The 22,878-nt window shown below is 65.9% G+C and carries 25 protein-coding genes; 16 read left to right on the top strand and 9 right to left on the bottom strand.

Annotated features, from left to right (window positions below):
- Positions 1 to 18: 18 nt before the first annotated feature.
- Positions 19 to 720: a manganese-binding transcriptional regulator MntR gene (gene mntR / locus ABQF30_RS07705; protein ID WP_448462193.1), complete on the top strand. Its 702-nt coding sequence runs from the start codon at positions 19 to 21 to the stop codon at positions 718 to 720.
- Between the two features lie 108 nt (positions 721 to 828).
- Positions 829 to 2,505 (top strand): HNH endonuclease signature motif containing protein, encoded by a 1,677-nt coding sequence (locus ABQF30_RS07700; RefSeq protein WP_448462192.1) that lies wholly within the window; start codon positions 829 to 831, stop codon positions 2,503 to 2,505.
- Positions 2,506 to 2,550: 45 nt separating this feature from the next.
- On the opposite strand, the gene truB is transcribed toward ABQF30_RS07700, so the two are convergent.
- Genes truB through ABQF30_RS07685 form a run of 3 tightly spaced genes read right to left on the bottom strand, consistent with a single transcriptional unit; the run spans position 2,551 to position 5,062 of the window.
- The gene (truB, locus tag ABQF30_RS07695) at positions 2,551 to 3,441 is read right to left on the bottom strand and encodes a tRNA pseudouridine(55) synthase TruB (RefSeq protein WP_448462191.1); all 891 of its coding nucleotides are present in this window, start codon (positions 3,439 to 3,441) and stop codon (positions 2,551 to 2,553) included.
- Positions 3,438 to 4,103, bottom strand: a complete 666-nt coding sequence (pptT, locus tag ABQF30_RS07690; RefSeq protein ID WP_448462190.1) for a 4'-phosphopantetheinyl transferase PptT — start codon at positions 4,101 to 4,103, stop codon at positions 3,438 to 3,440. The genes truB and pptT overlap by 4 nt, the downstream gene beginning before the upstream one ends.
- Positions 4,100 to 5,062 carry an ACP phosphodiesterase PptH gene (locus tag ABQF30_RS07685; protein ID WP_448462189.1) on the bottom strand — a complete coding sequence of 321 codons (963 nt, stop codon included), beginning with the start codon at positions 5,060 to 5,062 and terminating at the stop codon, positions 4,100 to 4,102. The genes pptT and ABQF30_RS07685 overlap by 4 nt, the downstream gene beginning before the upstream one ends.
- A 170-nt stretch (positions 5,063 to 5,232) precedes the next feature.
- Here ABQF30_RS07685 and ABQF30_RS07680 point away from each other — a divergent pair, with 170 nt between their 5' ends.
- Both ABQF30_RS07680 and ABQF30_RS07675 read left to right on the top strand, forming a co-directional pair.
- Positions 5,233 to 5,817, top strand: a complete 585-nt coding sequence (locus tag ABQF30_RS07680; RefSeq protein ID WP_448462188.1) for a DUF3558 domain-containing protein — start codon at positions 5,233 to 5,235, stop codon at positions 5,815 to 5,817.
- Between the two features lie 16 nt (positions 5,818 to 5,833).
- On the top strand, positions 5,834 to 7,480 hold the full coding sequence (locus ABQF30_RS07675) for a CocE/NonD family hydrolase (protein ID WP_448462187.1): 1,647 nt from the start codon (positions 5,834 to 5,836) through the stop codon (positions 7,478 to 7,480).
- Here ABQF30_RS07675 and ABQF30_RS07670 read toward each other — a convergent pair.
- Both ABQF30_RS07670 and ABQF30_RS07665 read right to left on the bottom strand, forming a co-directional pair.
- A complete protein-coding gene (locus ABQF30_RS07670; protein ID WP_448462186.1) occupies positions 7,469 to 8,017 on the bottom strand; it encodes a DUF1802 family protein in 549 nt (182 codons plus the stop codon). The two genes, ABQF30_RS07675 and ABQF30_RS07670, sit on opposite strands and share 12 nt — an antisense overlap.
- A complete protein-coding gene (locus ABQF30_RS07665) occupies positions 8,014 to 8,283 on the bottom strand; it encodes a DUF2277 domain-containing protein (RefSeq protein ID WP_448462185.1) in 270 nt (89 codons plus the stop codon). The genes ABQF30_RS07670 and ABQF30_RS07665 overlap by 4 nt, the downstream gene beginning before the upstream one ends.
- A 45-nt stretch (positions 8,284 to 8,328) precedes the next feature.
- Here ABQF30_RS07665 and ABQF30_RS07660 point away from each other — a divergent pair, with 45 nt between their 5' ends.
- On the top strand, positions 8,329 to 9,078 hold the full coding sequence (locus ABQF30_RS07660) for an enoyl-CoA hydratase (RefSeq protein ID WP_448462184.1): 750 nt from the start codon (positions 8,329 to 8,331) through the stop codon (positions 9,076 to 9,078).
- On the opposite strand, the gene ABQF30_RS07655 is transcribed toward ABQF30_RS07660, so the two are convergent.
- Genes ABQF30_RS07655 through ABQF30_RS07645 form a run of 3 tightly spaced genes read right to left on the bottom strand, consistent with a single transcriptional unit; the run spans position 9,075 to position 12,255 of the window.
- Positions 9,075 to 9,905 (bottom strand): sugar phosphate isomerase/epimerase family protein, encoded by an 831-nt coding sequence (locus ABQF30_RS07655; protein ID WP_448462183.1) that lies wholly within the window; start codon positions 9,903 to 9,905, stop codon positions 9,075 to 9,077. The two genes, ABQF30_RS07660 and ABQF30_RS07655, sit on opposite strands and share 4 nt — an antisense overlap.
- Positions 9,902 to 11,092 carry a dihydrodipicolinate synthase family protein gene (locus ABQF30_RS07650; RefSeq protein WP_448462182.1) on the bottom strand — a complete coding sequence of 397 codons (1,191 nt, stop codon included), beginning with the start codon at positions 11,090 to 11,092 and terminating at the stop codon, positions 9,902 to 9,904. The genes ABQF30_RS07655 and ABQF30_RS07650 overlap by 4 nt, the downstream gene beginning before the upstream one ends.
- Positions 11,089 to 12,255 carry a Gfo/Idh/MocA family protein gene (locus ABQF30_RS07645; protein WP_448462181.1) on the bottom strand — a complete coding sequence of 389 codons (1,167 nt, stop codon included), beginning with the start codon at positions 12,253 to 12,255 and terminating at the stop codon, positions 11,089 to 11,091. The genes ABQF30_RS07650 and ABQF30_RS07645 overlap by 4 nt, the downstream gene beginning before the upstream one ends.
- Positions 12,256 to 12,441: 186 nt before the next feature.
- Here ABQF30_RS07645 and ABQF30_RS07640 point away from each other — a divergent pair, with 186 nt between their 5' ends.
- The 4 genes from ABQF30_RS07640 (at position 12,442) to ABQF30_RS07625 (ending at position 16,380) form a co-directional block, all read left to right on the top strand.
- Positions 12,442 to 13,473 (top strand): LacI family DNA-binding transcriptional regulator, encoded by a 1,032-nt coding sequence (locus ABQF30_RS07640; protein ID WP_448462180.1) that lies wholly within the window; start codon positions 12,442 to 12,444, stop codon positions 13,471 to 13,473.
- 134 nt (positions 13,474 to 13,607) lie between these two features.
- The gene (locus tag ABQF30_RS07635; protein ID WP_448462179.1) at positions 13,608 to 14,489 is read left to right on the top strand and encodes an ABC transporter permease; all 882 of its coding nucleotides are present in this window, start codon (positions 13,608 to 13,610) and stop codon (positions 14,487 to 14,489) included.
- Positions 14,490 to 14,514: 25 nt separating this feature from the next.
- Entirely contained in the window at positions 14,515 to 15,546 is a 1,032-nt protein-coding gene (locus tag ABQF30_RS07630; protein ID WP_448462178.1) for an ABC transporter substrate-binding protein, read from the top strand.
- A 12-nt stretch (positions 15,547 to 15,558) separates the two neighbouring features.
- Complete coding sequence (locus tag ABQF30_RS07625; protein WP_448462177.1) at positions 15,559 to 16,380, top strand: ABC transporter ATP-binding protein; 822 nt, start codon at positions 15,559 to 15,561, stop codon at positions 16,378 to 16,380.
- A 136-nt stretch (positions 16,381 to 16,516) separates the two neighbouring features.
- Here ABQF30_RS07625 and ABQF30_RS07620 read toward each other — a convergent pair whose 3' ends face one another.
- The gene (locus tag ABQF30_RS07620) at positions 16,517 to 16,960 is read right to left on the bottom strand and encodes a MerR family transcriptional regulator (protein ID WP_448462176.1); all 444 of its coding nucleotides are present in this window, start codon (positions 16,958 to 16,960) and stop codon (positions 16,517 to 16,519) included.
- 45 nt (positions 16,961 to 17,005) lie between these two features.
- Between ABQF30_RS07620 and ABQF30_RS07615 the strand changes: the two genes are divergently transcribed.
- From ABQF30_RS07615 to ABQF30_RS07585, 7 genes are all read left to right on the top strand, one after another.
- Positions 17,006 to 17,623, top strand: a complete 618-nt coding sequence (locus tag ABQF30_RS07615; protein ID WP_448462175.1) for a class I SAM-dependent methyltransferase — start codon at positions 17,006 to 17,008, stop codon at positions 17,621 to 17,623.
- 192 nt (positions 17,624 to 17,815) lie between these two features.
- Entirely contained in the window at positions 17,816 to 18,235 is a 420-nt protein-coding gene (locus ABQF30_RS07610) for an acyl-CoA thioesterase (protein ID WP_448463520.1), read from the top strand.
- A gap of 79 nt (positions 18,236 to 18,314) precedes the next feature.
- A complete protein-coding gene (locus tag ABQF30_RS07605) occupies positions 18,315 to 18,761 on the top strand; it encodes a MaoC family dehydratase (RefSeq protein WP_448462174.1) in 447 nt (148 codons plus the stop codon).
- Positions 18,758 to 19,528, top strand: coding sequence for an SDR family oxidoreductase (locus ABQF30_RS07600; RefSeq protein WP_448462173.1), 771 nt, complete (start codon positions 18,758 to 18,760; stop codon positions 19,526 to 19,528). Before ABQF30_RS07605 ends, ABQF30_RS07600 begins: the two co-directional genes overlap by 4 nt.
- Positions 19,529 to 19,574: 46 nt before the next feature.
- Positions 19,575 to 20,792 (top strand): acetyl-CoA C-acetyltransferase, encoded by a 1,218-nt coding sequence (locus tag ABQF30_RS07595; protein WP_448462172.1) that lies wholly within the window; start codon positions 19,575 to 19,577, stop codon positions 20,790 to 20,792.
- Between the two features lie 61 nt (positions 20,793 to 20,853).
- On the top strand, positions 20,854 to 22,080 hold the full coding sequence (locus ABQF30_RS07590; RefSeq protein ID WP_448462171.1) for a CaiB/BaiF CoA transferase family protein: 1,227 nt from the start codon (positions 20,854 to 20,856) through the stop codon (positions 22,078 to 22,080).
- A complete protein-coding gene (locus tag ABQF30_RS07585; RefSeq protein ID WP_448462170.1) occupies positions 22,073 to 22,873 on the top strand; it encodes an enoyl-CoA hydratase-related protein in 801 nt (266 codons plus the stop codon). The genes ABQF30_RS07590 and ABQF30_RS07585 overlap by 8 nt, the downstream gene beginning before the upstream one ends.
- The last annotated feature ends 5 nt before the right edge of the window (positions 22,874 to 22,878 follow it).

Here is a 22,878-nt window from a genome sequence, read left to right as displayed (position 1 = left end):
TGCCTAAACTTCCTTACTGTGAGTCCAGACGGTAACCATCGCGACCTCTCGACGGTTGCCCAGGACTATTTGAAAGTCATCTGGACAGCCCAGGAATGGTCGCGAGAGAAGGTCAGCACCAAACTGCTGGCCGAGCGGATCGGCGTGTCGGCGTCCACCGCGTCCGAATCCATCCGCAAACTCGCCGATCAGGGCCTGGTGCACCACGAGAAGTACGGTGCGGTGACTCTGACCGACTCCGGCCGGGGCGCCGCGCTGGCGATGGTGCGCCGGCACCGGCTGATGGAAACGTTCCTGGTGTCCGAGCTCGGCTACAGCTGGGACGAGGTGCACGACGAGGCCGAGATCCTCGAGCACGCCGTGTCCGACCGGATGCTCGACGCCATCGACGCGAAACTGGGCCATCCAACCCGCGATCCGCATGGCGATCCCATTCCGGCCGCCGACGGACAGGTGCCGACGCCGCCTGCCCGCCAGTTGTCAGTCTGCGAGGACGGCGACTTCGGCACCGTCGCGCGGATCTCCGATGCCGACCCGGAGATGCTGCGCTATTTCGACAGTGTGGGCATCAGTCTGGATTCACGCTTGCGGGTGCTGGCCCGGCGCGACTTCGCCGGCATGATCTCGGTGTCCGTCGAGGCGCCTGAGGGTTCCCCCGTGTCAGCGAGCACGGTCGAACTGGGAAACCCTGCCGCAGAGGCAATCTGGGTGGTTGCCTGACTCCAACCCGCGCGAGCAGACGCAGAGGTTTGCCCGCCTGGTCAGCGACAAATCGAGAATCTCCGAAAAGCGTTGCTGGCATGAGGCAACTCAAGTAGTATCGAACATGTGTTCGAGTTGCTCGATCGGTCGATGCTCAGTGATTTCACTGACGCCGCACTGATCGACGCCCTCGCTCACCGCACCCGCACCGAAGCCGCCGCGGCCGCTCAACGCCTGGCCCTCATCGCCGAAATCGTGTCCCGCCACTGTGACGACGAAGACCACACCTCAGCCCTGCAGGTGATCGACGGCTGGGAATGCGCAACCGCGGCAGTCAGCGCCACCTGCAACCTGACCCGCGGCGCCGCCTCGGCCCAGATGTGCATCGCCCAAGCGTTACGCGAACGACTTCCCAAAGTCGCGGCCGTGTTCGCCCGCGGCGAGATCTCGGCGAAAGTCATCTCGACCATCACCTGGCGCACCCACCTCATCGTCGACGACGACGCATTGGCCTTGATCGACACCGCCCTGGCCGGCGCCGCCACCACCTACGGGGCGCTCTCGGTGACCAAAGCCGAGCACGCCATCGACGTGTGGGTCGAGAAATTCGACCCCGCCGCCGTGCGCAAAACCCGCACCGCCGCCCGCGAACGCGACATCCACTTCGGTGACGCCGACGACCCCAACGGCACCGTCTCGGTCTGGGGCCGCCTGCTGGCCACCGACGCAGAGCTGCTCAAAAAGCTGCTCAACACCATGGCCCGCGGAGTCTGCGACAACGACCCACGCACCATGGGCCAACGCCGCTCCGACGCACTCGGCGCCATCGGCGCCGGCGCCGACCACCTCACCTGCCAATGCGGCAACCCCGACTGCCAGGCCACCGGCATCGACCCCCGCTCCCGCGCCGTGGTGATCCACCTCCTCGCACAGACACTGCCCGAAGCGGCCACCGCCACCCCCGACCACGACAGCGGCGACGCCAAAGGGGACGCCGGCGACAGCAACGGCGCCCACATCGACACCGATACCGACACCGACACACCGGCTGCCGATGCACAGGCTGCCGACACGCAGGCACCCGCACCTTCCGACGCGCAGCCCGTCGCGCAGTCCACCAAAACCAAGCCTGCGGCCACCGCGCCGCGGGATCCGCGGATCCACGGTGAATGCGGCCACGATCTCGACGCCGACCGGGTGCCCGCCGTGTGCGGTGGCCCGGCCGTCATCCTCGGCGGCGGGATCGTGCCCGCCCCACTGCTCGCCGAACTCATCGCCACCGGCGCCACCGTCAAATACCTCAGCACCCCAGGCGACCTCGACGACCAGACCGGCTACCGGCCCTCCACGAAACTGGCCACGTACGTCCGGATGCGCGACATGCGGTGCATGTTCCCCGGCTGCGGAGTCTCAGCCGACTATTGCGACCTCGACCACAGCACCCCATGGCCGGCCGGTGCCACCCACCCCGGCAACCTCGGCGCCAAATGCCGAAATCACCACCTAGTAAAGACTTTTGAGACCGGCGAGGACGGCTGGACCGACCTTCAACATCCCGACGGCAGCCACACCTGGACCGCACCCACCGGCCACACCTACCACACCACACCCTTCAGCCAGATCCTCTTCCCCGGCTGGACCACCCAAACCCCACCCCCACCAACAAAACGCACACCGACACCAACCACCGACCGGAACCACAACATGCCGGTCCGCAATCGCACACGCCAACAAACCCGCAGACAACGCATCAACGCCGAACGCCGACTCAACATCGAACTGAACAAACCCCCGCCGTACTAGCACGCAGTGAACGTCACGTGCCGGCCATGCATGCGCGCCCGGGTATTACAACGTTGCCGGCCGCAGCACGACCACGTTCTTGGTGCGGGCCTGACCGTCCTGCAATAGGGCGATGACCTGTCCGTCGGGTGCCGTGGCCGCATACACGCCGGCGATGCCCGCCGGTGTGAGCGGTCGGCCGTGTCTGGTGTCCTCGGTTTCGGCATCCGACAGATCACGGCGCGGAAACGCCAACAGGCAGGCCTGGTCCAGTGAATAACTCAGCCGGGCGTGCTCGGTGAGTTCGTCAAGTGTGCGGGCCTCGTCCAGACCGTAGCGACCGACCCTGGTGCGCCGCAGCGCCGTGAGATGCCCGCCCACGCCCAGCGCCGCACCCGCGTCGCGGGCCAGCGCCCGGATGTAGGTGCCTGACGAACAGTCCACCTCGACGTCCACGTCGACGAAGTCGCCGGCCCGTCGGACGGCGTGCAGCTCGAACCGGTCGATGCGCACCGGACGCGCCGCAAGCTCGACCGTCTGCCCTTCACGGGCCAACTTGTAGGCGCGTTGTCCGCCGACCTTGATCGCGCTCACGGCCGAGGGGACCTGGGAGATGTCGCCCCGCAGTGCGGCAACCGCCGCCTCGATCTGTTCATCGGTCACCGAAGCGGCCGAAACATCTTGCAATGCTTCGCCTTCGGCGTCGTCAGTCGTGGTGGTGCGGCCAAGTCGGATCGTCGCGGCATAGGACTTGTCCGTCGCGGTGAGTAATCCCAGGATCTTGGTGGCCCGCTCGATGCCGATCACCAGCACACCGGTGGCCATGGGGTCCAGGGTGCCCGCGTGCCCGACCTTGCGGGTACCGAACAGCCGCCGGCATCGACCCACCACATCATGGCTGGTCATGCCGGCCGGTTTGTCGACGATGACCAAGCCCGCTTCAGGGAGGGCGCTCACAGCACAATCGCCGTCAACGTCACGCCATCTCGCACCGACCAGCGTCCCTCAAGTGCGGTCAGCGGCGGTCCGTGTTCTGCGGCCGGATCGATGAGGATCTGGGACCGGAAGGCGCCCGCAGCGCCGGAATCATCCACTCCGAAGGTGATGTGGGCGTCCTCGAAACCGAGCCAGCGATGTGTCAGCGGATACCACGCTTTGTAGGTTGCCTCTTTGGCGCAGAATAAGATTCGGTCCCAATGCAGCTCACCGGGCAGGCCGCCGAGCTCCTTGCGTTCGACCGGCAGGCTGATCGCGTTGAGTACCCCGTCGGGCAGCACGTCATGGGGTTCGGCGTCGATCCCGATCGAGCGGACGTCGGTGGCCCGGCCGACGACTGCGCCGCGGAAACCCTGACAGTGGGTCAGGCTGCCCACCACCCCGTCGGGCCAGCACGGTTCGCCCTTGTCCCCCTTGAGAATCGGGACCGGACCGATGCCCAACTCCCCCAGCGCCTGGCGCGCGCAGTACCGCACGGTGACGAACTCGTTGCGGCGCTTGGCCACCGAGCGGGCGACCAGCGGCTCCTCTTCCGGCAGCGGCGTCAAACCCGGTGGGTCGTCGTACAGTTCGGCGGAGGAGACCAGGCCCGGCAGCACCTGGCCCAGAAGCGTGCCCGTCATGATCGTCGGGCCTTGATCCGGTCCTGCATCTCCTTGGCGTTGGCACGCATCTCCGGGGTGATCTCGAAGTGGCCGCCGAATTCGTTCAAGTAGCCGGGCGCATACTTCGGGTCCGGGAGGATCTGGCGGAGCCACCGATACGGCTTGCGACGGCGCCACTCTCGCGGATAACCGACCGATACTTCTTCGAAGCGCACGTCGTCGTACCACGTGGTGCGAGGAATGTGCAGGTGTCCGTACACCGAGCAGATGGCGTTGTAACGGGTGTGCCAGTCCGCGGTTGCGGTGGTTCCGCACCACAGCGAGAACTCCGGGTAGAACATCGCGTCGCAAGGTTCCCGGACCAAGGGGAAATGGTTGACCAGAACCGTCGGTGTCATCCAGTCGAGATCTTCGAGCCGTTTGCGGGTCTGGGTCACGCGGTCGCGGCACCAGGCGTCGCGGGTGGCGTACGGCTCACAGGACAGTAGGAACTCGTCGGTGCCGACCACGTTGCGCTCCCTGGCGATGGCCAGCCCCTCGGCCTTCGTTGTGGCGCCCGCGGGCAGATAGCTGTAGTCGTACAGCAGGAACATCGGGACGATCGTGGCCGGACCGCCCTGCTCGGTCCACACCGGGAACGGGTGTTCCGGGGTGACGACGCCCATCTGATCGCACATGTCGACGAGGTAGTCGTAGCGGGCCCGCCCGAAGATCTGCATCGGATCCTTGTTGGTGGTCCACAGTTCGTGGTTGCCGGGCACCCAGATGACCTTCGCGAAGCGCTTCCGTAACAGGTCCAGCGCCCAGCGGATTTCGTCGGTGCGCTCACCGACGTCGCCCGCGACGATCAGCCAGTCATCCGGCGACGCCGGATACAGCGATTCCGTCACCGGCTTGTTTCCGGTGTGCCCGGTATGCAGATCGCTGACCGCCCACAGGACCGGCTGCCGGTCCCTGGACTCCTGGTCCGTCACCACAGCTGCACCACAATTGCGTCAACCACAGCAGACCAGCCTAATCGCGCACGGCGCTGCCACCGGCCTCGCAACTAGAACATGTTCTCGTTTATGGTCGAGTCAGCGGTGGCTGACCGCTACACTCCCCGCAAGCCGGGGATGATTTCTCACCGAGTCTGCTAGGGGGTTGGATGGCCGCCAGAGTGCGCCTGCTGTCCGCATTGTCAGCGCTGGTTGCCGCGGTGATCCTGGTTTGGCAGGCAGGTCCGCAGGCGGGACCCGGCACCGGTGTGCTGAGTCTCGACGCGACCGACCTGCCGATGACCAACGTCTCCACCACCATCAAATGGCCGGTGATCGAAACCACAGATCCCTCGCCGTTCGATCCGTGCCGGGACATCCCGCTCGACGTGGTCCAGCGGATCGGGTTGGCACACACACCGCCGACGCCCGAGGACAGCCTGCGCTGCAAGTACGACGCAGGTAACTACCAGATGGCGATAGAAGCGTTCGTCTGGCGCACCTATGAGGAGACGCTTCCGCCCGACGCGCTCGAGCTCGACATCGACGGTCACCGGGCCGCGCAATTCTGGATCATGAAGCCCACCGACTGGAACGACCGCTGGTGGATCACCTGCATGGTGGCGTTCAAGACCAGTTACGGCGTGATCCAGCAGTCGCTGTTCTACTCGCCGGTGTACTCAGAACCCGACCCCGACTGCCTGCAGGTCAACATGCAGCGGGCCCATGAGCTGGCCCCGTACTACAAATTCTGATTTGTAATCTGGTGCGGTGACCCCCAGACTCCGCCGGTTCACCGACCAGGCCGTCAGCCGTCTGCTCGGACTCCCGCCGCACACAATCGGCTACACCGTGCAGCACAGGCTGCGCGTCCCGATGCGCGACGGAGTCGAGCTGGTGGCCGACCACTATGCGCCGGAAACCGATCATCCCGCGGGAACCCTGCTGGTGCGCGGACCGTACGGTCGGCGGCTGCCGTTCTCGACCTTGTTCGCCGAGGTGTACGCCGCCCGCGGCTACCACGTGGTGCTACAGAGCGTGCGCGGAACGTTCGGCTCGGGCGGCGAGTTCACCCCGATGGTCCACGAGATGGACGACGGAGCCGACACGGTCGCCTGGCTGCGCGCCCAGCCGTGGTTCACGGGCTCCTTCGCCACCGTGGGACTGTCGTACCTCGGATTCACCCAGTGGGCGCTCCTGACCGATCCGCCACCGGAGATGAAGGCAGCCGTCATCACGGTCGGCCCGCACGATTTCAGTGCGTCGGCCTGGGGCACCGGCTCGTTCACGCTCAACGATTTTCTCGGCTGGAGCGCGATGGTGGCCCGGCAGGAGGAACCGGGCGTGTTGGCGGCCCTCAAGCGGGAAATGCGATCGTCCGCCGAGCTCGCCCGGGCCACCAGTGGGCTGCCGATGGGGGCGGCCGGCCGTCAACTGCTCGGCAGCGGTGCACCGTGGTACGAATCCTGGCTGGAGCATCCCGAGCGCGACGACCCGTTCTGGGACAGGCTGCGCTTCGACAAGGCGCTCGAGCACGTCGAGGTGCCGATCCTGCTGCTCAGCGGATGGCAGGATCTGTTTCTCGACCAGACATTGCAGCAGTATGCCCAGCTGCGCCGCCGCGACGTGCCCGTCGCGCTGACCGTCGGGTCATGGACACACGGCCAGCTGATGACCAGGGGTGTATCGACGGTGATCCGCGAATCGCTGGACTGGCTGGACACGCATCTGGCCGGCCGCGGTGACAAGCGCCGCAGTCCCGTGCGGATTCATGTCAACGACGACGGCTGGGTCGAGCTGCCGGACTGGCCGCCGGTGATGCCTGAGTACGAGCTGTTCCTCCAGCCCACCGGGCGGCTGGCGGACACCCCGCCGTCGCCGACAGGGCCTGCGTCGTCCTTCACCTACCACCCGGCCCGGCCGACTCCGACGATCGGCGGCCGGATGCTGGCCCGGGAAGGCGGGTACCGCGACGACGCCCCGCTGGCGTGCCGTCCCGACGTGGTGACCTTCACCGGCGATGCACTGCCCGCCGACCTGTACGTCGTCGGTACGCCGGTGGTTGAACTGGCGCACAGCTGCGACAACCCGCACAACGATGTGTTCGTCCGCATCAGCGAGGTGGACGCCAAGGGCCGATCCCGCAACGTCACCGATGCCTTCCGCAGACGCACCGAGCCGTCCGGAACCATCCGGCTCGAACTGGACGCCGTGGCACATCGGTTCGCAGCTGGATCGCGCATCCGGCTGGTGGTTGCCGGCGGCTCGCATCCGCGGTTCGCGCGGAATCTGGGCACCGGCGAACCCGCGATCTCCGGATCGCGGTTGGTACCGGCCACTCACACCGTGCATCACGGCGACGGCGGGGTGTCACGGGTGGTGCTGCCCGCCGGGCCGCGCCCACCGTCAGGCGACTGAGCGCCGCACCCGATCGGCGATGTCCCGCAGCGTCGCGTCATCGTGCACGGGTGGGCCCCACTCCGCCTGCACGGGCAGGTCGACCCAACTCTTGCACCCCGCGTACGCGGGCATGCGCGTCAGCCGGATCGGCTCCGCCAACGGACTGACCTGCACCACCAGGACCGTCAACCGGTGTTTGGGCCGGAAATCCAACCGGTCGGCCTGCACTGATTCGGCGGTCCAGATGTGCAACGGCGCCAGCTTGTCGATCGCTTCGGGCCGGTTGACCTCCACTGCGGCAACAACTTTCGCCCCGGCCCGGATTGTCACCGCGTCCTCGGTGCTGTCGGCAGCAGCGGCGCCTAGCAGGTCGCTGTGTTCAGGGCGTACCCGCTCGGCGTGGCTGTGCGCGACGGTCGGGAACAGCAGGAAACTGGTCGCATTCACGGCGAACCGCTTCTCGTGGATGCCGCCCTTACGCAACAGCACGGTCTGACGGCCGTCGAGCAACGCATACACCGCCGCGCTCCACTCCTTGAGCGCGGTTTGTGTCACTGCTGTGCAGCCAGCCGGGCGCGGACCTCCGGACGGCGCAACGGTGGAACCGTTTTCGGCGGTTGACGCCGCGGCGCCAAACTGGCCAGCAATCTGGTCGTGGTGGCGGTGACCTCGGCGACAGCCGCCTCGAATGCGTCCACGTTGGCCCCGGTCGGCCGCGTCATGCCGCTGACCTTGCGGACGTACTGACGGGCCGCGGCCTCGATCTCTTCGTCAGTTGCGGCGGGCTCAAGCCCACGCAATTCGGTGATGTTCCGGCACATGGAACCAACGATAGGCGCGTTCGGTGCGGCGGATACGGTGAGCGCATGACCGTCTTGCTCATCGACACCACCGACCGGGTCCGCACGCTGACCCTGAACCGGCCGCAGTCCCGCAATGCGCTGTCGGCGGAGCTTCGTACCGCCTTCTACGGCGCGCTACGCGCCGCACAGGCCGACGATGGTGTCGACGTCGTGATCTTGACGGGCGCTGACCCGGTGTTTTGCGCGGGGCTGGACCTCAAAGAGTTGGGAGACACCACCGAGCTGCCCGACATCTCGCCGAAGTGGCCGGCGATGACCAAACCGGTGATCGGGGCCATCAACGGCGCCGCGGTGACCGGCGGGCTCGAATTGGCGCTCTACTGCGACATCCTGATCGCCTCCGAGCAGGCCCGGTTCGCCGATACCCACGCCCGAGTGGGCCTGCTGCCGACCTGGGGGCTCAGTGTGCGGCTGCCGCAGAAGGTGGGCGTGGGCCTGGCCCGGCGGATGAGCCTTACCGGCGACTACCTCTCGGCGGCCGACGCGTTACGTGCCGGACTGGTCACCGAAGTCGTCGCGCATGACGAGCTTCTGCCCACCGCGCGCCGGGTGGCCGCCTCCATCGTCGGCAACAACCAGGCCGCGGTGCAGGCCCTGCTCGCCTCCTATCACCGCATCGACGGAGCCCAGACCAACGAGGGGCTGTGGATCGAGGCGGCGTCGGCCCGGGAGTGGATGAGCAGGGCGACGGGCGACGACATCGCCGCCAACCGCGACGCGGTGCTGCAGCGGGGACGCGCCCAGGTGCGTTAATCCAGCGCCGGAGCCACCAGGTCGCGATAACGCTGCTTCATGGTTTCGATGACGGTGTGTCCGTCTGTAGCCCAGACCTTTTCGTTGAAGATCTCGACCTCGATGTCGCCACTGTATCCGGCGGCCTGTACGAGCGCCGAGATCGCGCCGAAGTCGATCACGCCGTCACCCATCATGCCGCGCGATACGAGCGGGTCGGCTGCCATGGGCACCAGCCAGTCACACACCTGGTAGGCGCTGATCCGGCCCTGAGCCCCGGCTGCGGCGATGCCCGCCGCCAGGCCCGGATCCCACCACACGTGGAAGGTGTCGACGACGACACCGACCGCCGTGGCCGGATACGGCTCCGCCAGCGCGAGTGCCTGCCCGAGCGTGGAGATCACCGCCCGGTCCGCACAGAACACGGGGTGCAGCGGTTCCAGCGCCAATCGGACGTCGTGTTCGACGGCGTAGGGCACCAGTTCGTCGAGTCGCTCGGCCACCCGCTGCCGCGCCGCAGGAAGATCGCGGTCCGGGATGCCGCCCACCACCAGAACCAGTTCTCGCGTGCCGAGGGTGGCCGCCTCTTCAATTGCACGCCGATTGTCGTCCAGGGCGGCGGCGCCGTCGGGCTCGGTCAGAAACCCGCCTCGACACAGGCTGGATACTCGAAGCCCGTTGTCACGCACCAATTTCGCTGCGGTATCCAGGCCGGCTTCGGCCACCCGGTCGCGCCACAGTCCAATCGATTCCAACCCGGCCGCGGCAGTGGCGTCCGCGGCCTGATGCAGGGTGAAACCTTTGGTGGTCATCGTGTTGAGAGACAGACGCCGGTAGTCGTCGGTCATGCCGGAACCCCGTTCATCTCGAGGAAGGCCTGCATCCGGCGGGCGGCCAGGGCGGGGTCGGTCAGCAGGCCGGCCCGGTCGGCCAGTCTGAACAGTTCGGACAGGTGCATGACCGACCGTCCGCTCGCCAACCCCCCGACCATCGCGAACCCTTGCTGATGACCGTTGAGCCAGGACAGGAAGGCGATTCCGGTTTTGTAGTAGTAGGTCGGCGCGGTGAAGATGTGGCGACCGAGTGCACGGGTGGATTCCAAGATCGTTGTGGCGCCTTGGACATTGCCGCCATCGAGTTCCTGCAGCGCGGTCGAGGCCGCCGGGTAGATGGCAGCGAAAATGCCGAGCAGGGCATCGGAATGGCCCAGATCGTCCCCGATGATCAACTCCGGATAGTTGAAGTCGTCACCGGTGTAGAGCCGCACCCCGGCCGGCAGTGCCCGGCGCAGTGCCACCTCGTGGGCGGCATCGAGCAACGAGACCTTCACACCGTCGACTCTGTCGGCGTTGGCCCCGATCAATTCCAGGAAGACCTTTGTCGCAGAATTAATTTCGCCAGATCCCCAGTAACCCCGCAGCGCCGGGTCGAACATCTCCCCCAACCAGTGCAGGATCACCGGCTGATCCGCCTCAGACAACACGGCGTTGTACACCGTCAGATAATCGGCTGGAGACTGCGCCACCCGCGCCAATGCCCGGGAGGCCATCAGGATCACCTGGGCTCCGGCGCCGCGGACCACCTCTATCTGTTCGCGGTAGGCGTCGACGATCGCCGTCAATCCGCGGGCACCGGACGGAACATCCTCGGGCACAAGCTGATCCGTTCCAGCCCCGCACGCCAGGCGACCACCGACCGCTGCGGCCTCCCGACCGCTGCGCCGGATCAGCTCACAGGTGGCTGCCCAGTCCAGTCCCATCCCCCGCTGGGCCGTGTCCATCGCGTCGGCGACCCCGAGCCCATAGGACCAGAGCTCGCGGCGGTAGGCCAGGGTGGCGTCCCAGTCGAGGTCGGCAGGAGCACCCGGGGTGTTGTCGGCCAGCGAACGCGGCACGACATGGGCGGCGGCATAGGCGATCCGCGACGTGATCGGTTGCTCGGGCCTGCGCCACCGACCGGGCTCACTGAGTTCGAAGCGGCGCAGCGCGCCATCGGTCGGCAGCGATATCGCGATGCCGGTTTGCGTCACGGTCACAGCACGATCTCCGGGACGTCGATCCGCCGGCCCTCGGTCGAGCTCTGCAGGCCGAGTGCGGCCAATTGCACGCCCCGAGCCGCGGACAGCAGGCCGTAGCGGTGTGGCCGACCGGCCAGCACGTCGCGCAGGTATTCCTCCCACTGCAGCTTGAACCCGTTGTCCAGGTCGGCATTGGCCGGCACTTCGAGCCACTGGTCCCGGAACGGTTCGGTGACCGGAAGGTCCGGATTCCACACCGGTTTCGGAGTGTGTGAACGGTGCTGGGCCACGCAGCGACGCAGTCCCGCGACCGCAGACCCGTGGGTGCCGTCGACCTGGAACTCGACGAGCTCGTCGCGGTACACCCGCACCGCCCAGGACGAATTGATCTGGGCGACAATGCCGCCGGCCAACTCGAAAATGCCGTAGGCGGCGTCGTCGGCGGTGGCTTGATACGGCTCATGAGCTTCGTCCCAGCGCGTGGGGATGTGGGTGGCCACCTTCGCGGTCACGGACTCGACCTTGCCGAGGATGTTCTCCAGCACATAATTCCAGTGGCAGAACATGTCGACCGTGATGCCGCCGCCGTCCTCGGCGCGGTAGTTCCAGCTGGGCCGCTGGGCAGGCTGGCCGTCGCCCTCGAACACCCAGTAGCCGAACTCGCCGCGCAGCGAAAGGATCCGGCCGAAGAACCCCTCGTCCACCAGACGACGCAACTTCACCAGACCCGGCAGGTACAACTTGTCGTGCACCACTCCGGCGGTGATCTGCGCGTTCTGCGCCATTCGCGCCAATTCCACTGCTTCCGTGAGCGTCTCGGCGGTCGGCTTCTCGGTGTACACATGCTTGCCCGCCTTGATCGCCGCGGTCAGCGCTTCGACCCGCCGCGAGGTCACCTGTGCGTCGAAATACACGTCGACGGTCGGATCGGCGATCACCGACGCGACATCGGTGGTCCAGTGTTCGATACCGTGTTCGGCCGCCATGTCGGCGAGCTTGTCCGCGCTGCGGCCGACCAGGATCGGCTCGACCGCCACCCGGCTGCCGTCTTCGAGCATGAGGCCTTCGTCGCGCAGCGGCAGGATGGAGCGAACGAGATGCTGGCGATACCCCATGCGGCCGGTGACGCCGTTCATGGCTATGCGCAGGGTGCGGCGTGACGTGCCGGTGGATGTACTCATCGAAGAGATGCCTTATCTGACAGGCCGGTGAACACCGGCAGTGCGGTCGTTTGACCTGCATCGCTCAAGACGCCACAACAAGCCGTCTGCGATGTCAGCACTTCGGAATGCGCTTTCCACGGTAAGCTCATGCGACGATCCGGTCAACCCCGGGGTACCAATGCAGCACGAGGCGGGAGCACGCAGATGGCAGCGGTGAGACTGCAGGACGTAGCCGCCCGAGCTGGGGTTTCGCTGGCTACGGCGTCGCGCGTGATCAATGGGTCGAGCCGGATCCCGGGTGAGAACGTCGCCGACCGGGTGCGCACGGCCGCCCGCGAACTCGGATACGTGCCCAATGCCCAGGCCCAGGCCCTGGCACGGGCGTCGACCGGCCTGCTGGGCCTGATCGTCCACGACATCGCCGACCCGTACTTCTCATCGATCGCACGCGGCGTGCAGACCGCCGCCCGGACGGCACGCAAGCAGGTGCTGCTGGCCAGCACCGACCGCGACTTCGACATCGAACGCGAATCGGTCAGCACGTTCATCGCACACCGGGCCGACGCGATTGTGCTGGCCGGCTCCCGCCAGAGCGGTGACCTCGACCGCGAACTGGAAGACGAGTTCGGCCACTACCGCGCCAACGGCGGCCGGGTGGTCGTCGTCGGCCAGCCCTTGGCCTTCGGCGGCGCGGTCGAACCCGAGAATTACTTGGCCTCAGGCGAATTGGCAGATGCCCTGGTCGCCGACGGCCATACCCAGTTCGCGGTGATCGGCGGGCCGGGCAGCATCCGCACCGGGGTGGACCGGCGCAACGGATTCGTCGACGCACTCGGCCGCCGTGGACTCACGCCGCTGGTCGAGGTCTCGGGCGAGTTCACCCGCGACGGTGGCCACTCCGCGGCACGCCGCCTGGCCGGGGCGTTGCAGATCAGCCCAGGTAACCAGGCCGAGCCGGTATGCGTGTTCGCCGTGACCGACGTGATGGCGATCGGCGCCATCGCGGCGTGGCGTGAAATGGGCCTAACTGTCCCCCAGGACATCGGGATCGCCGGGTTCGACGACATCCCGACCCTGCGGGATTACACCCCGACCCTGACGACGGTGGCGCTGCCACTTGAACAGATTGGTGCACGGGCAGTCGAATTGGCGTTGCGCACGGATACCGACTGCGATGACCTGCGGGAACGTATCCCAGGACGAGTGGTTCTGCGGGACAGCACCCGGTTGACCTAACCTGCGGTCGGGCGTCGGGCCTCACACGGGCGTTGACAGTGTGCGATGGGTCACGTTATGGTCGGGGAGCTTCGGAAAGCGCATTCCCAGATCGGGCTCCGCGCCCGTGACACTGCGACATTTAGGACTTATCCATGGCGGTAACCGCTTCGGCCGGTGTGCGCCCCTCCGGGGCCCCGGCCTCCGGGCCGAAACCCCGGCGCCGAACCTTCTCCCCCGCCCGAGCTTTCTCGGCCCAACGCACCGCCGCGGCGCTGTGGCGCCCGCTGGCCCTCGTCGCAGTGCTACTCACCGGCTGGTGGGCAGTCACCGCGTCCGAGCTCGTCGCGCCCTACATCCTTCCCTCGCCCGGCGACACCTGGCGCACCGCGCACGAGAACGTGGCCTACCTGGCCCAGCACACCTGGGTCACCACCTGGGAGACCGTCATCGGGTTCCTGATCGCCGCGATCGTCGGCGAGTTGGTCGCCGTGGTGATGATCTACTCGACCAGCCTCGAGAAAACGGTCTACCCGCTGATCTTGTTCGCCCAGGTGATTCCCAAGATCGCGATCGCGCCGCTGTTCATCGTGTGGCTGGGCTTCGGGCCGACGCCCAAGATCCTCGTGGCAGTCCTGATGGCGTTCTTCCCGATCGTCATCTCGGGCCTGGCCGGGCTGCGTTCGGTCGATCCCGAAATCCTTGAACTGACCTCCACGATGGGCGCCAGCCGGTTCAAGACGTTCCTCAAGATCCGGCTACCGGCCTCACTGCCACAGTTGATGTCCGGTTTGAAGGTGGCCGCCACGCTTGCGGTGACCGGTGCGGTCGTCGGCGAATTCGTCGGCGCCAACGAAGGACTGGGCTATGTGATCCTGCAGGCCAACGGAAATGTCGATACCGCAATGTTGTTCGCCGCACTGATCATCATGTCCACGCTGGGCATCGTGCTGTTCGCGATCATCGAGATCGCCGAGAAGCTGCTCATCCCGTGGCATTCGTCCCGCCGCACCACCAAATCCGCAACTTCCGCCTGACTTTCACCGAACCAGGAGTAGAGCCATGATCCTTTCCCGACGCCACGCCACTGTCGCGCTGGCCTCCGCTGCGATGCTGGCGCTGGCCGGCTGCGGAGGCGGCAGTTCCGAAAATGCCCCTGCCGCAGACGGTTCAGCCACCCCGGCAACCCTGATGCTGAACTGGTACCCGTACGGCGAACACGCTCCGTTCTACTACGGGGTGCAAGAGGGCATCTTCGCCAAGCACGGGATCGACCTGCAGATCGATGCCGGTCAGGGTTCCACGAAGACCGCTCAGGCCGTCGGCTCGCAGCAGGTCGACTTCGGCTGGGCCGACACCCCGGCGGTCCTGAGCAATATCGACAAGGGCGTGGAAATCAAGAGCGCCGGCGTGTTCCTTCAGACCACGCCGTCGGCGGTTCAGGTGTTCGCCGATTCCGGCATCAACGAGCCCAAGGACCTGGCCGGGCGCACCATCGCAGTGTCGGCCGGTGACGCCCCGACCACCACGTTCCCCATCTATCTCGAAAAAGCCGGCGTACCTGCCGACCAGGTCACCCAGCAGAGCCTGGACGCGGCGGGCAAGATGTCGGCGCTGATGTCGGGCCGAGTCGACGGGCTGATCGGCTTCGCCCACGACCAGGGCCCCACCATCGCCAACAAGAGCGGGCGTGAGGTGCGCTACCTCAAGTACTCCGACGCCGGGCTGAACTTCTTCAGCAACGGCCTGATCGCCAACACCGCCACCATCACCGACAACCCGGAGTTGGTGCAGTCGCTCGTGGACGCCACCAGCGAGGCATTCACCGCCGCAGCCGCCGACCCCGAGGCCGCCGTGGACGCCATGGCGGGCAAGGACCCGCAGATGCCGCCGAGCGAAGTACTGCTGCAGCAGTGGCAGCAGACCATCCCGTTGCTGTCCACGCAGGCGACGGCCAACCAACCGCCCGGCGCCAACGCCAAAGAGGACTGGACCACCACCATCAGCACCCTCACCGACGCAGGGTTGCTGAAAACCGCGAAAGACCCTGCAGAATACTGGGATTCGTCTTTCACACCCAAGGCCGAGCAGTAGGAGCCGACAGCCATGACCACAGCGACGATCACTGAACCGGGGGCGACCGTGACTGGCGAAGCCTCCCAAGCGATCTCGATCGAGAATCTGACCGTCACCTTCAGCTCCAAACGGGCTACCGTGACTGCACTCGACAACATCGACATGCACGTCGCCGACGGCGAGTTCGTCTCCATCGCAGGCCCGTCCGGTTGCGGAAAGTCGACACTGTTGAAGGTGGTTGCGGGCCTCACCGACGCCAGTTCCGGGGAGGTGCGGCTGCGCGGCAACCGGGTACGCGGCCCGCAGCGTGAGATCGGCTACGTCTTCCAGCGCGCGGCGCTGCTGGAATGGCGTTCGGTGCGCAAGAACATCCTGCTGCAGGCTGAGATGCGCGGCATGCCGCGGGCTGCCGCGGCGCGGCGCTGCGACTACCTGATCGAGATGACCGGGTTGACCGGGTTCGAGAACGCCTTGCCCCACGAACTGTCCGGCGGTATGCAGCAACGAGTTTCGCTCTGCCGGGCGCTTCTGCACCAACCCGATGTGCTGCTCATGGACGAGCCGTTCGGAGCGTTGGACGCCTTGACCCGGGAGAAGATGAACGTCGAGCTGCACCGCATCTGGCGGGAAACCGGCACCACGGTGGTGCTGGTGACGCACTCGGTTGCCGAAGCGGTGTATCTGGCCAACCGGGTCGTGGTGATGAGCCCCCGGCCGGGCCGGATCGTCGAGACACTCGACGTCGACCTGCCCGCCGAACGGAACTACGCCGAGACGATGGAACGCCCGGAGTTCATCCGAGTCGCCAATCGCGTGCGGGATCTGCTGGGCAGTTCCAGCGCCGCCGACTGATTCCTCACCTCACCTCACCTCACCTCACCTCACCTCACCTCACCTCACCTCACCTCACCGCGCGAGAGTGCGCGTCTGTTGCCCGGCACGCCGTCGTCGGGCAACAGTTTGCGCACGCTCGTGCGGGGCTTAGCACTCAGTCGGCAGGCAAACGGTTTCCGGTCTGCTCGGCGGCGAGCTCCTCGACACTCATCCCGTCAACCAGCCGGTCCAGTGCACCGGTCATCGTGGCGCAGTCTTTCGCTGGGTGGTCGGTCGGACAGTGCAGGGCGTGAGTCAGGAACTGTTGCGCCCCTTGCGCTTGAACGATCACCCGATCCAGCTCGACGATCTGCTCGCGGACCGTGTCGCGCCACTGATCGCTCGGCGCGTCGAGCACCGCGGCCGCCGTGTCCAGCGGCAGGCCCAACCGGTGCACGATCTTGAGGAACGCCAGCCTGCGCAGCTCCTCGGGACCATACATTCGCTTGCCGGCGCGACGCGTCCGCGGGCACACGAGCCCGCGCTCGTCGTAGTACCGCAGCGCCGAGGGACTCATCTGCAGTCGCGCCGCCGCCTCACCGATCGGAATCAGGTCCATGCCGACATTTGACTTCAACCGGGCTTGAACCGGCAAGGTTGAAGTATGAAAGAGGCACAGCCTGCACTTGCGGTCAACCACCACGCCGACCATCCCGGCTTCGCCGGCGTCACGGGCGTGCTGTTCGGACTCGTGTTCCTTCTCGTCGGGCGGTCCAAGGCCAAGTTGGCGGCGGATATCGCGCAGGTGTCGGCGGAAGACCGCGTCGTCGACGTGGGTTGCGGCCCGGGCAACGCGGCACGGGTGGCCGCCCGTCGCGGCGCGCGGGTGACCGGCGTCGACCCGTCCTCGGCGATGCTGCGCGTCGCACGGGTCGTCACCCGGAAGGGCGGCATCACCTGGCGCCAAGGCACCGCGGAAAGTCTGCCCGTAGCAGACGGTTCGGCGACCGTGGTGTGGGCGCTGGCCACCGTGCATCACTGGCAGGACGTCGACGATGGAGTCGCCGAGGCGCGCCGGGTTCTGGCGCCGGGTGGACGACTGGTCGCGATCGAGCGTCAGTCACCGGACGGAGCCACCGGGCTCGCCAGCCACGGTTGGACCGCGCAACAGGCCGAATCCTTTGCCGCGCTGTGTCGCGATGCGGGGTTCGACCACGTGTGCGCGGCCAAGCGGGGCACCGGCCGGCATGCCGTGTGGGTGGTCAGCGGCACGCGGCGGTGAACCTTCGGGCCCTTCAGTGTCCCCGGCTTGGAGAGCATAAAACGGAAACATCCACAGCCGCAATACTATTCGGCCGTTCTGATCCAAGTCCACGGCGTGGCAGTGACCGACTAATCAAATGTGACGGTTGACACCTTCTGCCCTTCCGGCTAGTTTTTGCATATTGGCCGATCAAAATACTGAGAGGAGGACATCATCCCGTTCGACGAGAGGACGTCCCCGCCCGGATGCGTAGTCCCACTCCGATGGAGGGACCTTGACCACCAAGGTCACGTGTATCACGCGACAGTGTTGACACTGCTTGACGAGGCACGCACACAGTGGATTTCCAAGACTCTCTTGTCCGAACTGCCCGACTCCTACGTAGTCGCCCGAATTGAACTCGACTATCGTGCTGAGCTGCGCAAAGAAGACGAAGCAGTCTCAGTGACCTTCGGCGTACATCGTGTCGGCAATACGAGCCTGACCCTCATCGAGCTGGTCAAGTCTCAAACAAGTGACGCGCTCATCGCTGAAGCGACAACCACGATCGTCATGTGGGACAGATCTGCCCGGGCACCGCGCCCGCTCTCATCAGCTGAGCGCCTGCGCATTGCGGGCCCGCAGGCCTGACCCTGCACATCTCACCGACCTCGACCTTCACCGTCTACGAATCCAGGCATTCGAAGACGTCTCGACCAGAAAGCAATCCATGCCGCTGTTCTTTGACGATCTCGAGATCGGCACCAAGTACGTGTCTCGGGGCCGAACGATCACGGAGAGCGACATCGTCGCCTTCGCCGGTATCTCGGGTGACTTCAACCCGCTTCACACCGACGAGATGTGGGTCCGTGAGAACACCGAATTCTCCGGACGCATCGCGCACGGTCTGCTCATCCTGTCGATCTCAAGTGGTCTGGCCACCCCCGAGCTGGACGAACTAGAAATCCATGCCTATCTGGAGACCACGCGCAAAATGGTGGCACCGACGTATCCCGGGGACACCGTAAAGACCATTCAGACTGTCTCCAACCTGCGTACGAGTTCGTCTCGCCCAGAGTCGGGAATCGCCACGTTCGACGTCGCAGTCACCAATCAGGACGGCACCACTGTGCAGCAGGGCACTGACGTCTATCTAGTGGGAAGAGGGCAAGCGTGACATCCACCGAGGTATCGCCCACTACATCATCGAAGAACGACAGCGTCTACATCGTGACCGGGGCCGGGTCCGGCATCGGCAAGGCCACCGCCGCGCGGTTACACGGTGAGGGTCTGCGCGTCGTCCTTGCCGACACTGACTATGTGAGCGTAAAGACGCTGGCCGCAGACCTCAACGGTGCGCGCGCCGACTCTAGCCTGGCCGTCGAGCACGATGTGACCAGTAGCGACTCCTGGTCGTCTCTCTGTGCGCAGGTATCGCAGTTCGGGACGATCTATGGCCTGGTCAACAACGCGGGCATCACGCGCGACAAATCCATGTTGTCCATGACGGAGCATCAGTTCCACGCCGTGATCGATGTCCATCTCAGGGGAGCATGGCTCGGCTGCAAATCCGTCATTCCATCGATGCGGGCCGGCGGGGGCGGCAGTATCGTCAACCTGTCGTCGTCGAATCGGCACGGCGCCTTCGGCCAGACGAACTACTCCGCCGCCAAGGCTGGAGTTGTCGGGCTGACCAAAGCGGTCGCCGCCGAACAAGCGAAGTACGGCATCCGCTGCAACGCCGTCGCACCCGGTGCGATCAACACCCCGATGATCGGTGACGTACCCGACCACGTCAAAGCGCGATGGATGGAATCCATCGCGTTGGGACGTCTGGGCGAACCTTCGGAGATCGCGTCTGCCATCTCGTTCCTGCTGTCCGACGCGGCGTCCTACGTAACTGCCGCACTGCTGGACGTGACGGGCGGCGAGCAGCACCTCTGATCCGTCCGCCCGAAAGACCATCAGTTTTCGATACGAGGATTCCAATATGCCTGACGCCGTTATTGTTTCCGCTACCCGGTCGCCGATCGGTCGCGCCCTGAAAGGGTCCCTGAAGGACATGCGGCCCGACGACCTGACCGCGCAGATGGTCAAGGCCGCGCTCGACAGGATCCCCGCGCTCGATCCACGCGATATCGACGACCTGATCCTAGGCTGTGGAAACCCGGGCGGGGAACAAGGATTCAACATGGGTCGCAATGTCGCGATTCAGCTGGGATACGACTACCTGCCCGGCACCACGATCACTCGCTATTGCGCGTCGTCGCTGCAGACGACGCGGATGGCGTTCCAGGCCATCGCGGCCGGCGACGGCGATGTGTTCATCTCCGCCGGCGTCGAGACCGTGTCCCGGTTCTTCAAGGGCGAATCAGATTCACTGCCAGACACCCAGAATCCGGTGTTCGACGCCGCGCAGGAGCGAACCGCCAGACTCGCAGCCGGTGGCGAGCAGTGGACCGACCCCCGCGCTGCAGGCGACCTTCCGGACCCCTACATCGCCATGGGGCAGACCGCCGAGAACGTCGCCCAGATCACCGGGATCAGCCGTGAAGACCAGGACCATTGGGCGGTTCGCTCGCAGAATCGAGCCGAATCAGCTGCGGCACAGGGCTTCTTCGAGCGCGAGATCAGCCCGGTGACGCTACCGGACGGATCGGTTGTGCATACTGACGATTCCCCACGCCCAGGCACCACCTTTGAGGCGGTCAGCCGCCTCAAACCGGTGTTCCGACCTGACGGCACGGTGACCGCCGGAAATGCGTGCCCGCTCAACGACGGCGCCGCGGCTCTAGTGGTGATGTCCGACACCAAGGCCAAAGAACTCGGCCTCACACCGCTGGCACGCATCGTCGCCACCGGCGTGTCCGGATTGTCCCCGGAGATCATGGGACTGGGTCCAATCGAATCCACCAGGCGGGCACTGGCGCGCGCCGGGATGACGGTGGCCGACATGGACTTGTTCGAGATCAACGAGGCCTTCGCCGTTCAGGTACTGGCGAGCGCTCGGGAACTGGCGATCGATGAGGACAAGCTGAACGTCTCCGGCGGCGCTATCGCACTCGGGCATCCGTTCGGTATGACGGGTGCCCGGATCACAGCAACCCTGATCAACAATCTGCAAACCCGCGATGCACAGTTCGGGGTCGAGACCATGTGCGTCGGCGGCGGGCAGGGAATGGCAATGATCGTCGAGCGACTCAACTGACCGAAGCCCAACGAATATCGTTCTGGTGCAGCACGACACGAACAAACTACTGGAGTTGAACATGCAGCCCAACGCAAGCGCACTGCAGGGATTGAAGGTCCTTGAGGTCGGCAACTACATCGCCGGCCCGTACTGCGGCACCCTGTTGGCCGACCTCGGAGCAACCGTCACCAAGATCGAGGACCCGCGCGAGGGAGACGTGGTGCGCGGGTTCGCTCCGATGAATGAAGCCGTTGGCGAGAGTTCGGCCTTCGTCACGCTCAACCGCAACAAGCGCTCGATCGCGCTGGACCTCAAATCCGACCGCGGAAGGGAGATATTCCTGTCGCTCGCCCGTCACGCGGACGTCGTCATCGAGAACATCCGCCCCGGCGCGATGAAGCGGCTCGGCCTTGACTACGAGACACTGTCGGAGAACAACGCCGGCCTAATCTACCTGTCCGCGTCCGGCTGGGGCCAGGACGGACCGCTGTCTGCCAATGCCGGACTCGACATCATGGCACAGGCCCGCTCCGGGCTCATGAGCGTCACGGGCACCCCCGACGGTGACCCGGTCAAGGTGGGCGTACCCGTCTGCGACATCGGGTGCGCAATGTACGGGGCGATCGCGATACTCGCCGCGGTGAATCACCGACACCAGACCGGCGAAGGCCAGCGCATCGACGTATCCCTGTTCGAGTCGGGCGTGTCGTATGCGATCTGGGAGTTCGCCCGCTACAACGCATCTGGTGAGATCCCCGGGCGGCGCGGATCCGCCCATCAGACCGCTGCCCCCTACCAGGCGATCAAAGCCGCCGACGGGTGGTTCACCCTGGGTGCGGCGACCCCGAAAACCTGGCTGGCCTTCTGCGCGGCGTTCGAGTTCGAATGGATGCTCGACGATGAGCGGTTCGCGACCAACACCGCGCGGATGGACAACCGCGCGGTGTTGATCGAGCTGATCGAGGCCCGCACGCTTGGCAACACGAGGGCTCACTGGCTGCAGCTCCTGGACGAGGCAGGTGTCCCCGCTGCCCCCATCAACGACTACAGCCAGGTGTTCTCCGACGAGCACCTGCTGGCGCGCGACTTCTTTTGGGAGTCCGAACATTCCAACGGTGAGAAGGTCCTTCAGGTCGGTTCGCCCATGCGGTTGTCGAAGACACCAGCAGTGCGCCAAAATGCCGGTCCCGTGCTGGGGCAGAACACTGCGGAGGCGCTGCACGAACTCGGGTACAGCGAGGCTGACATTGCCGCACTGACCACCGACGGTGTCATCGCGGTTGCCGTTGGTGCGCAAAATGTCTGACAGCCCGGCGGATCATCCGCACCTGCTGACCGAACGAGACGGCGCGGTACTCAGCGTCACCTTCAATCGTCCGGAACGGCTCAATGCCGCAACGCCGGAGATGGAGGAGGCCATGGTCCGTGCGTGCGAACTGGCGAACTCCGACGAGTCGATCCGGGTCGTGACGTTCTCCGGGGCCACCGGCACCCGGCCGTCCTTCATGGCGGGCGCCGATATGGGAACGTTCTCGGCCCTCGACGCGGCGGAGGATGTCCGGGAACTCGAAGAGCACGCCGAACACACCCTCGCTGCGGTCGAGGGACTGCGGGTGCCGGCGGTGGCGGTACTGGACGGTCCGGTCATCGGCCAGGGCGCGCTCATCGCCTCGTGTTGCGACATCTTGCTCGCTGGACCCGATGTCCGGTTCGGCTTCCCCATTGCACGAACCGTGGGAAATTGCCTCAGCATTCAGAATCTCACGAGGATGACCGATCTGGTGGGCGTTCCCGCGACCAAGACGATGCTGATGCGCGCCAAGCTCCTCAATTCGACCGAGCTGGCTCAGACCGGCGCGCTCAGCAGTCCGGTGGCCCAATCCCATGATGACCTCCGCGAACTGGTCCGGACAGTCAGCCAGGAGATGGCCGGTCTGGCCCCCTTGACGCTGTCTAACACCAAACGCTCCTTCGCGCGGATGCGCGAGCCCGGTGCCACCAATGACGACTTGGTGGTGCAGTGCTACCTGTCCCAAGACGCCCGCGAAGCCACGGCAGCGTTCCTGGAGAAACGGCCCGCCCGATGGCTCGGCCGATAGCGAGA

Source organism: Mycolicibacterium sp. XJ870 (assembly GCF_053483975.1).
This window is presented reverse-complemented; position numbering and strand designations above follow the sequence as displayed.

Excerpts from the sequence above, each read along its gene's own strand:
- ABQF30_RS07620 (WP_448462176.1), bottom strand. The coding sequence starts at position 16,960 with ATGGACCTGATTCCGATCGGTGAGGCGGCGGCGCGACTGCAGATGAGT.
- ABQF30_RS07605 (WP_448462174.1), top strand. The coding sequence starts at position 18,315 with ATGCCGCTGTTCTTTGACGATCTCGAGATCGGCACCAAGTACGTGTCT.
- ABQF30_RS07625 (WP_448462177.1), top strand. The coding sequence starts at position 15,559 with ATGACCACAGCGACGATCACTGAACCGGGGGCGACCGTGACTGGCGAA.
- ABQF30_RS07635 (WP_448462179.1), top strand. The coding sequence starts at position 13,608 with ATGGCGGTAACCGCTTCGGCCGGTGTGCGCCCCTCCGGGGCCCCGGCC.
- ABQF30_RS07615 (WP_448462175.1), top strand. The coding sequence starts at position 17,006 with ATGAAAGAGGCACAGCCTGCACTTGCGGTCAACCACCACGCCGACCAT.
- ABQF30_RS07665 (WP_448462185.1), bottom strand. The coding sequence starts at position 8,283 with ATGTGCCGGAACATCACCGAATTGCGTGGGCTTGAGCCCGCCGCAACT.
- ABQF30_RS07655 (WP_448462183.1), bottom strand. The coding sequence starts at position 9,905 with ATGACCGACGACTACCGGCGTCTGTCTCTCAACACGATGACCACCAAA.
- ABQF30_RS07595 (WP_448462172.1), top strand. The coding sequence starts at position 19,575 with ATGCCTGACGCCGTTATTGTTTCCGCTACCCGGTCGCCGATCGGTCGC.
- ABQF30_RS07590 (WP_448462171.1), top strand. The coding sequence starts at position 20,854 with ATGCAGCCCAACGCAAGCGCACTGCAGGGATTGAAGGTCCTTGAGGTC.
- ABQF30_RS07585 (WP_448462170.1), top strand. The coding sequence starts at position 22,073 with ATGTCTGACAGCCCGGCGGATCATCCGCACCTGCTGACCGAACGAGAC.
- pptT (WP_448462190.1), bottom strand. The coding sequence starts at position 4,103 with ATGACGGGCACGCTTCTGGGCCAGGTGCTGCCGGGCCTGGTCTCCTCC.
- ABQF30_RS07645 (WP_448462181.1), bottom strand. The coding sequence starts at position 12,255 with ATGAGTACATCCACCGGCACGTCACGCCGCACCCTGCGCATAGCCATG.
- ABQF30_RS07660 (WP_448462184.1), top strand. The coding sequence starts at position 8,329 with ATGACCGTCTTGCTCATCGACACCACCGACCGGGTCCGCACGCTGACC.
- ABQF30_RS07680 (WP_448462188.1), top strand. The coding sequence starts at position 5,233 with ATGGCCGCCAGAGTGCGCCTGCTGTCCGCATTGTCAGCGCTGGTTGCC.
- ABQF30_RS07630 (WP_448462178.1), top strand. The coding sequence starts at position 14,515 with ATGATCCTTTCCCGACGCCACGCCACTGTCGCGCTGGCCTCCGCTGCG.
- ABQF30_RS07640 (WP_448462180.1), top strand. The coding sequence starts at position 12,442 with ATGGCAGCGGTGAGACTGCAGGACGTAGCCGCCCGAGCTGGGGTTTCG.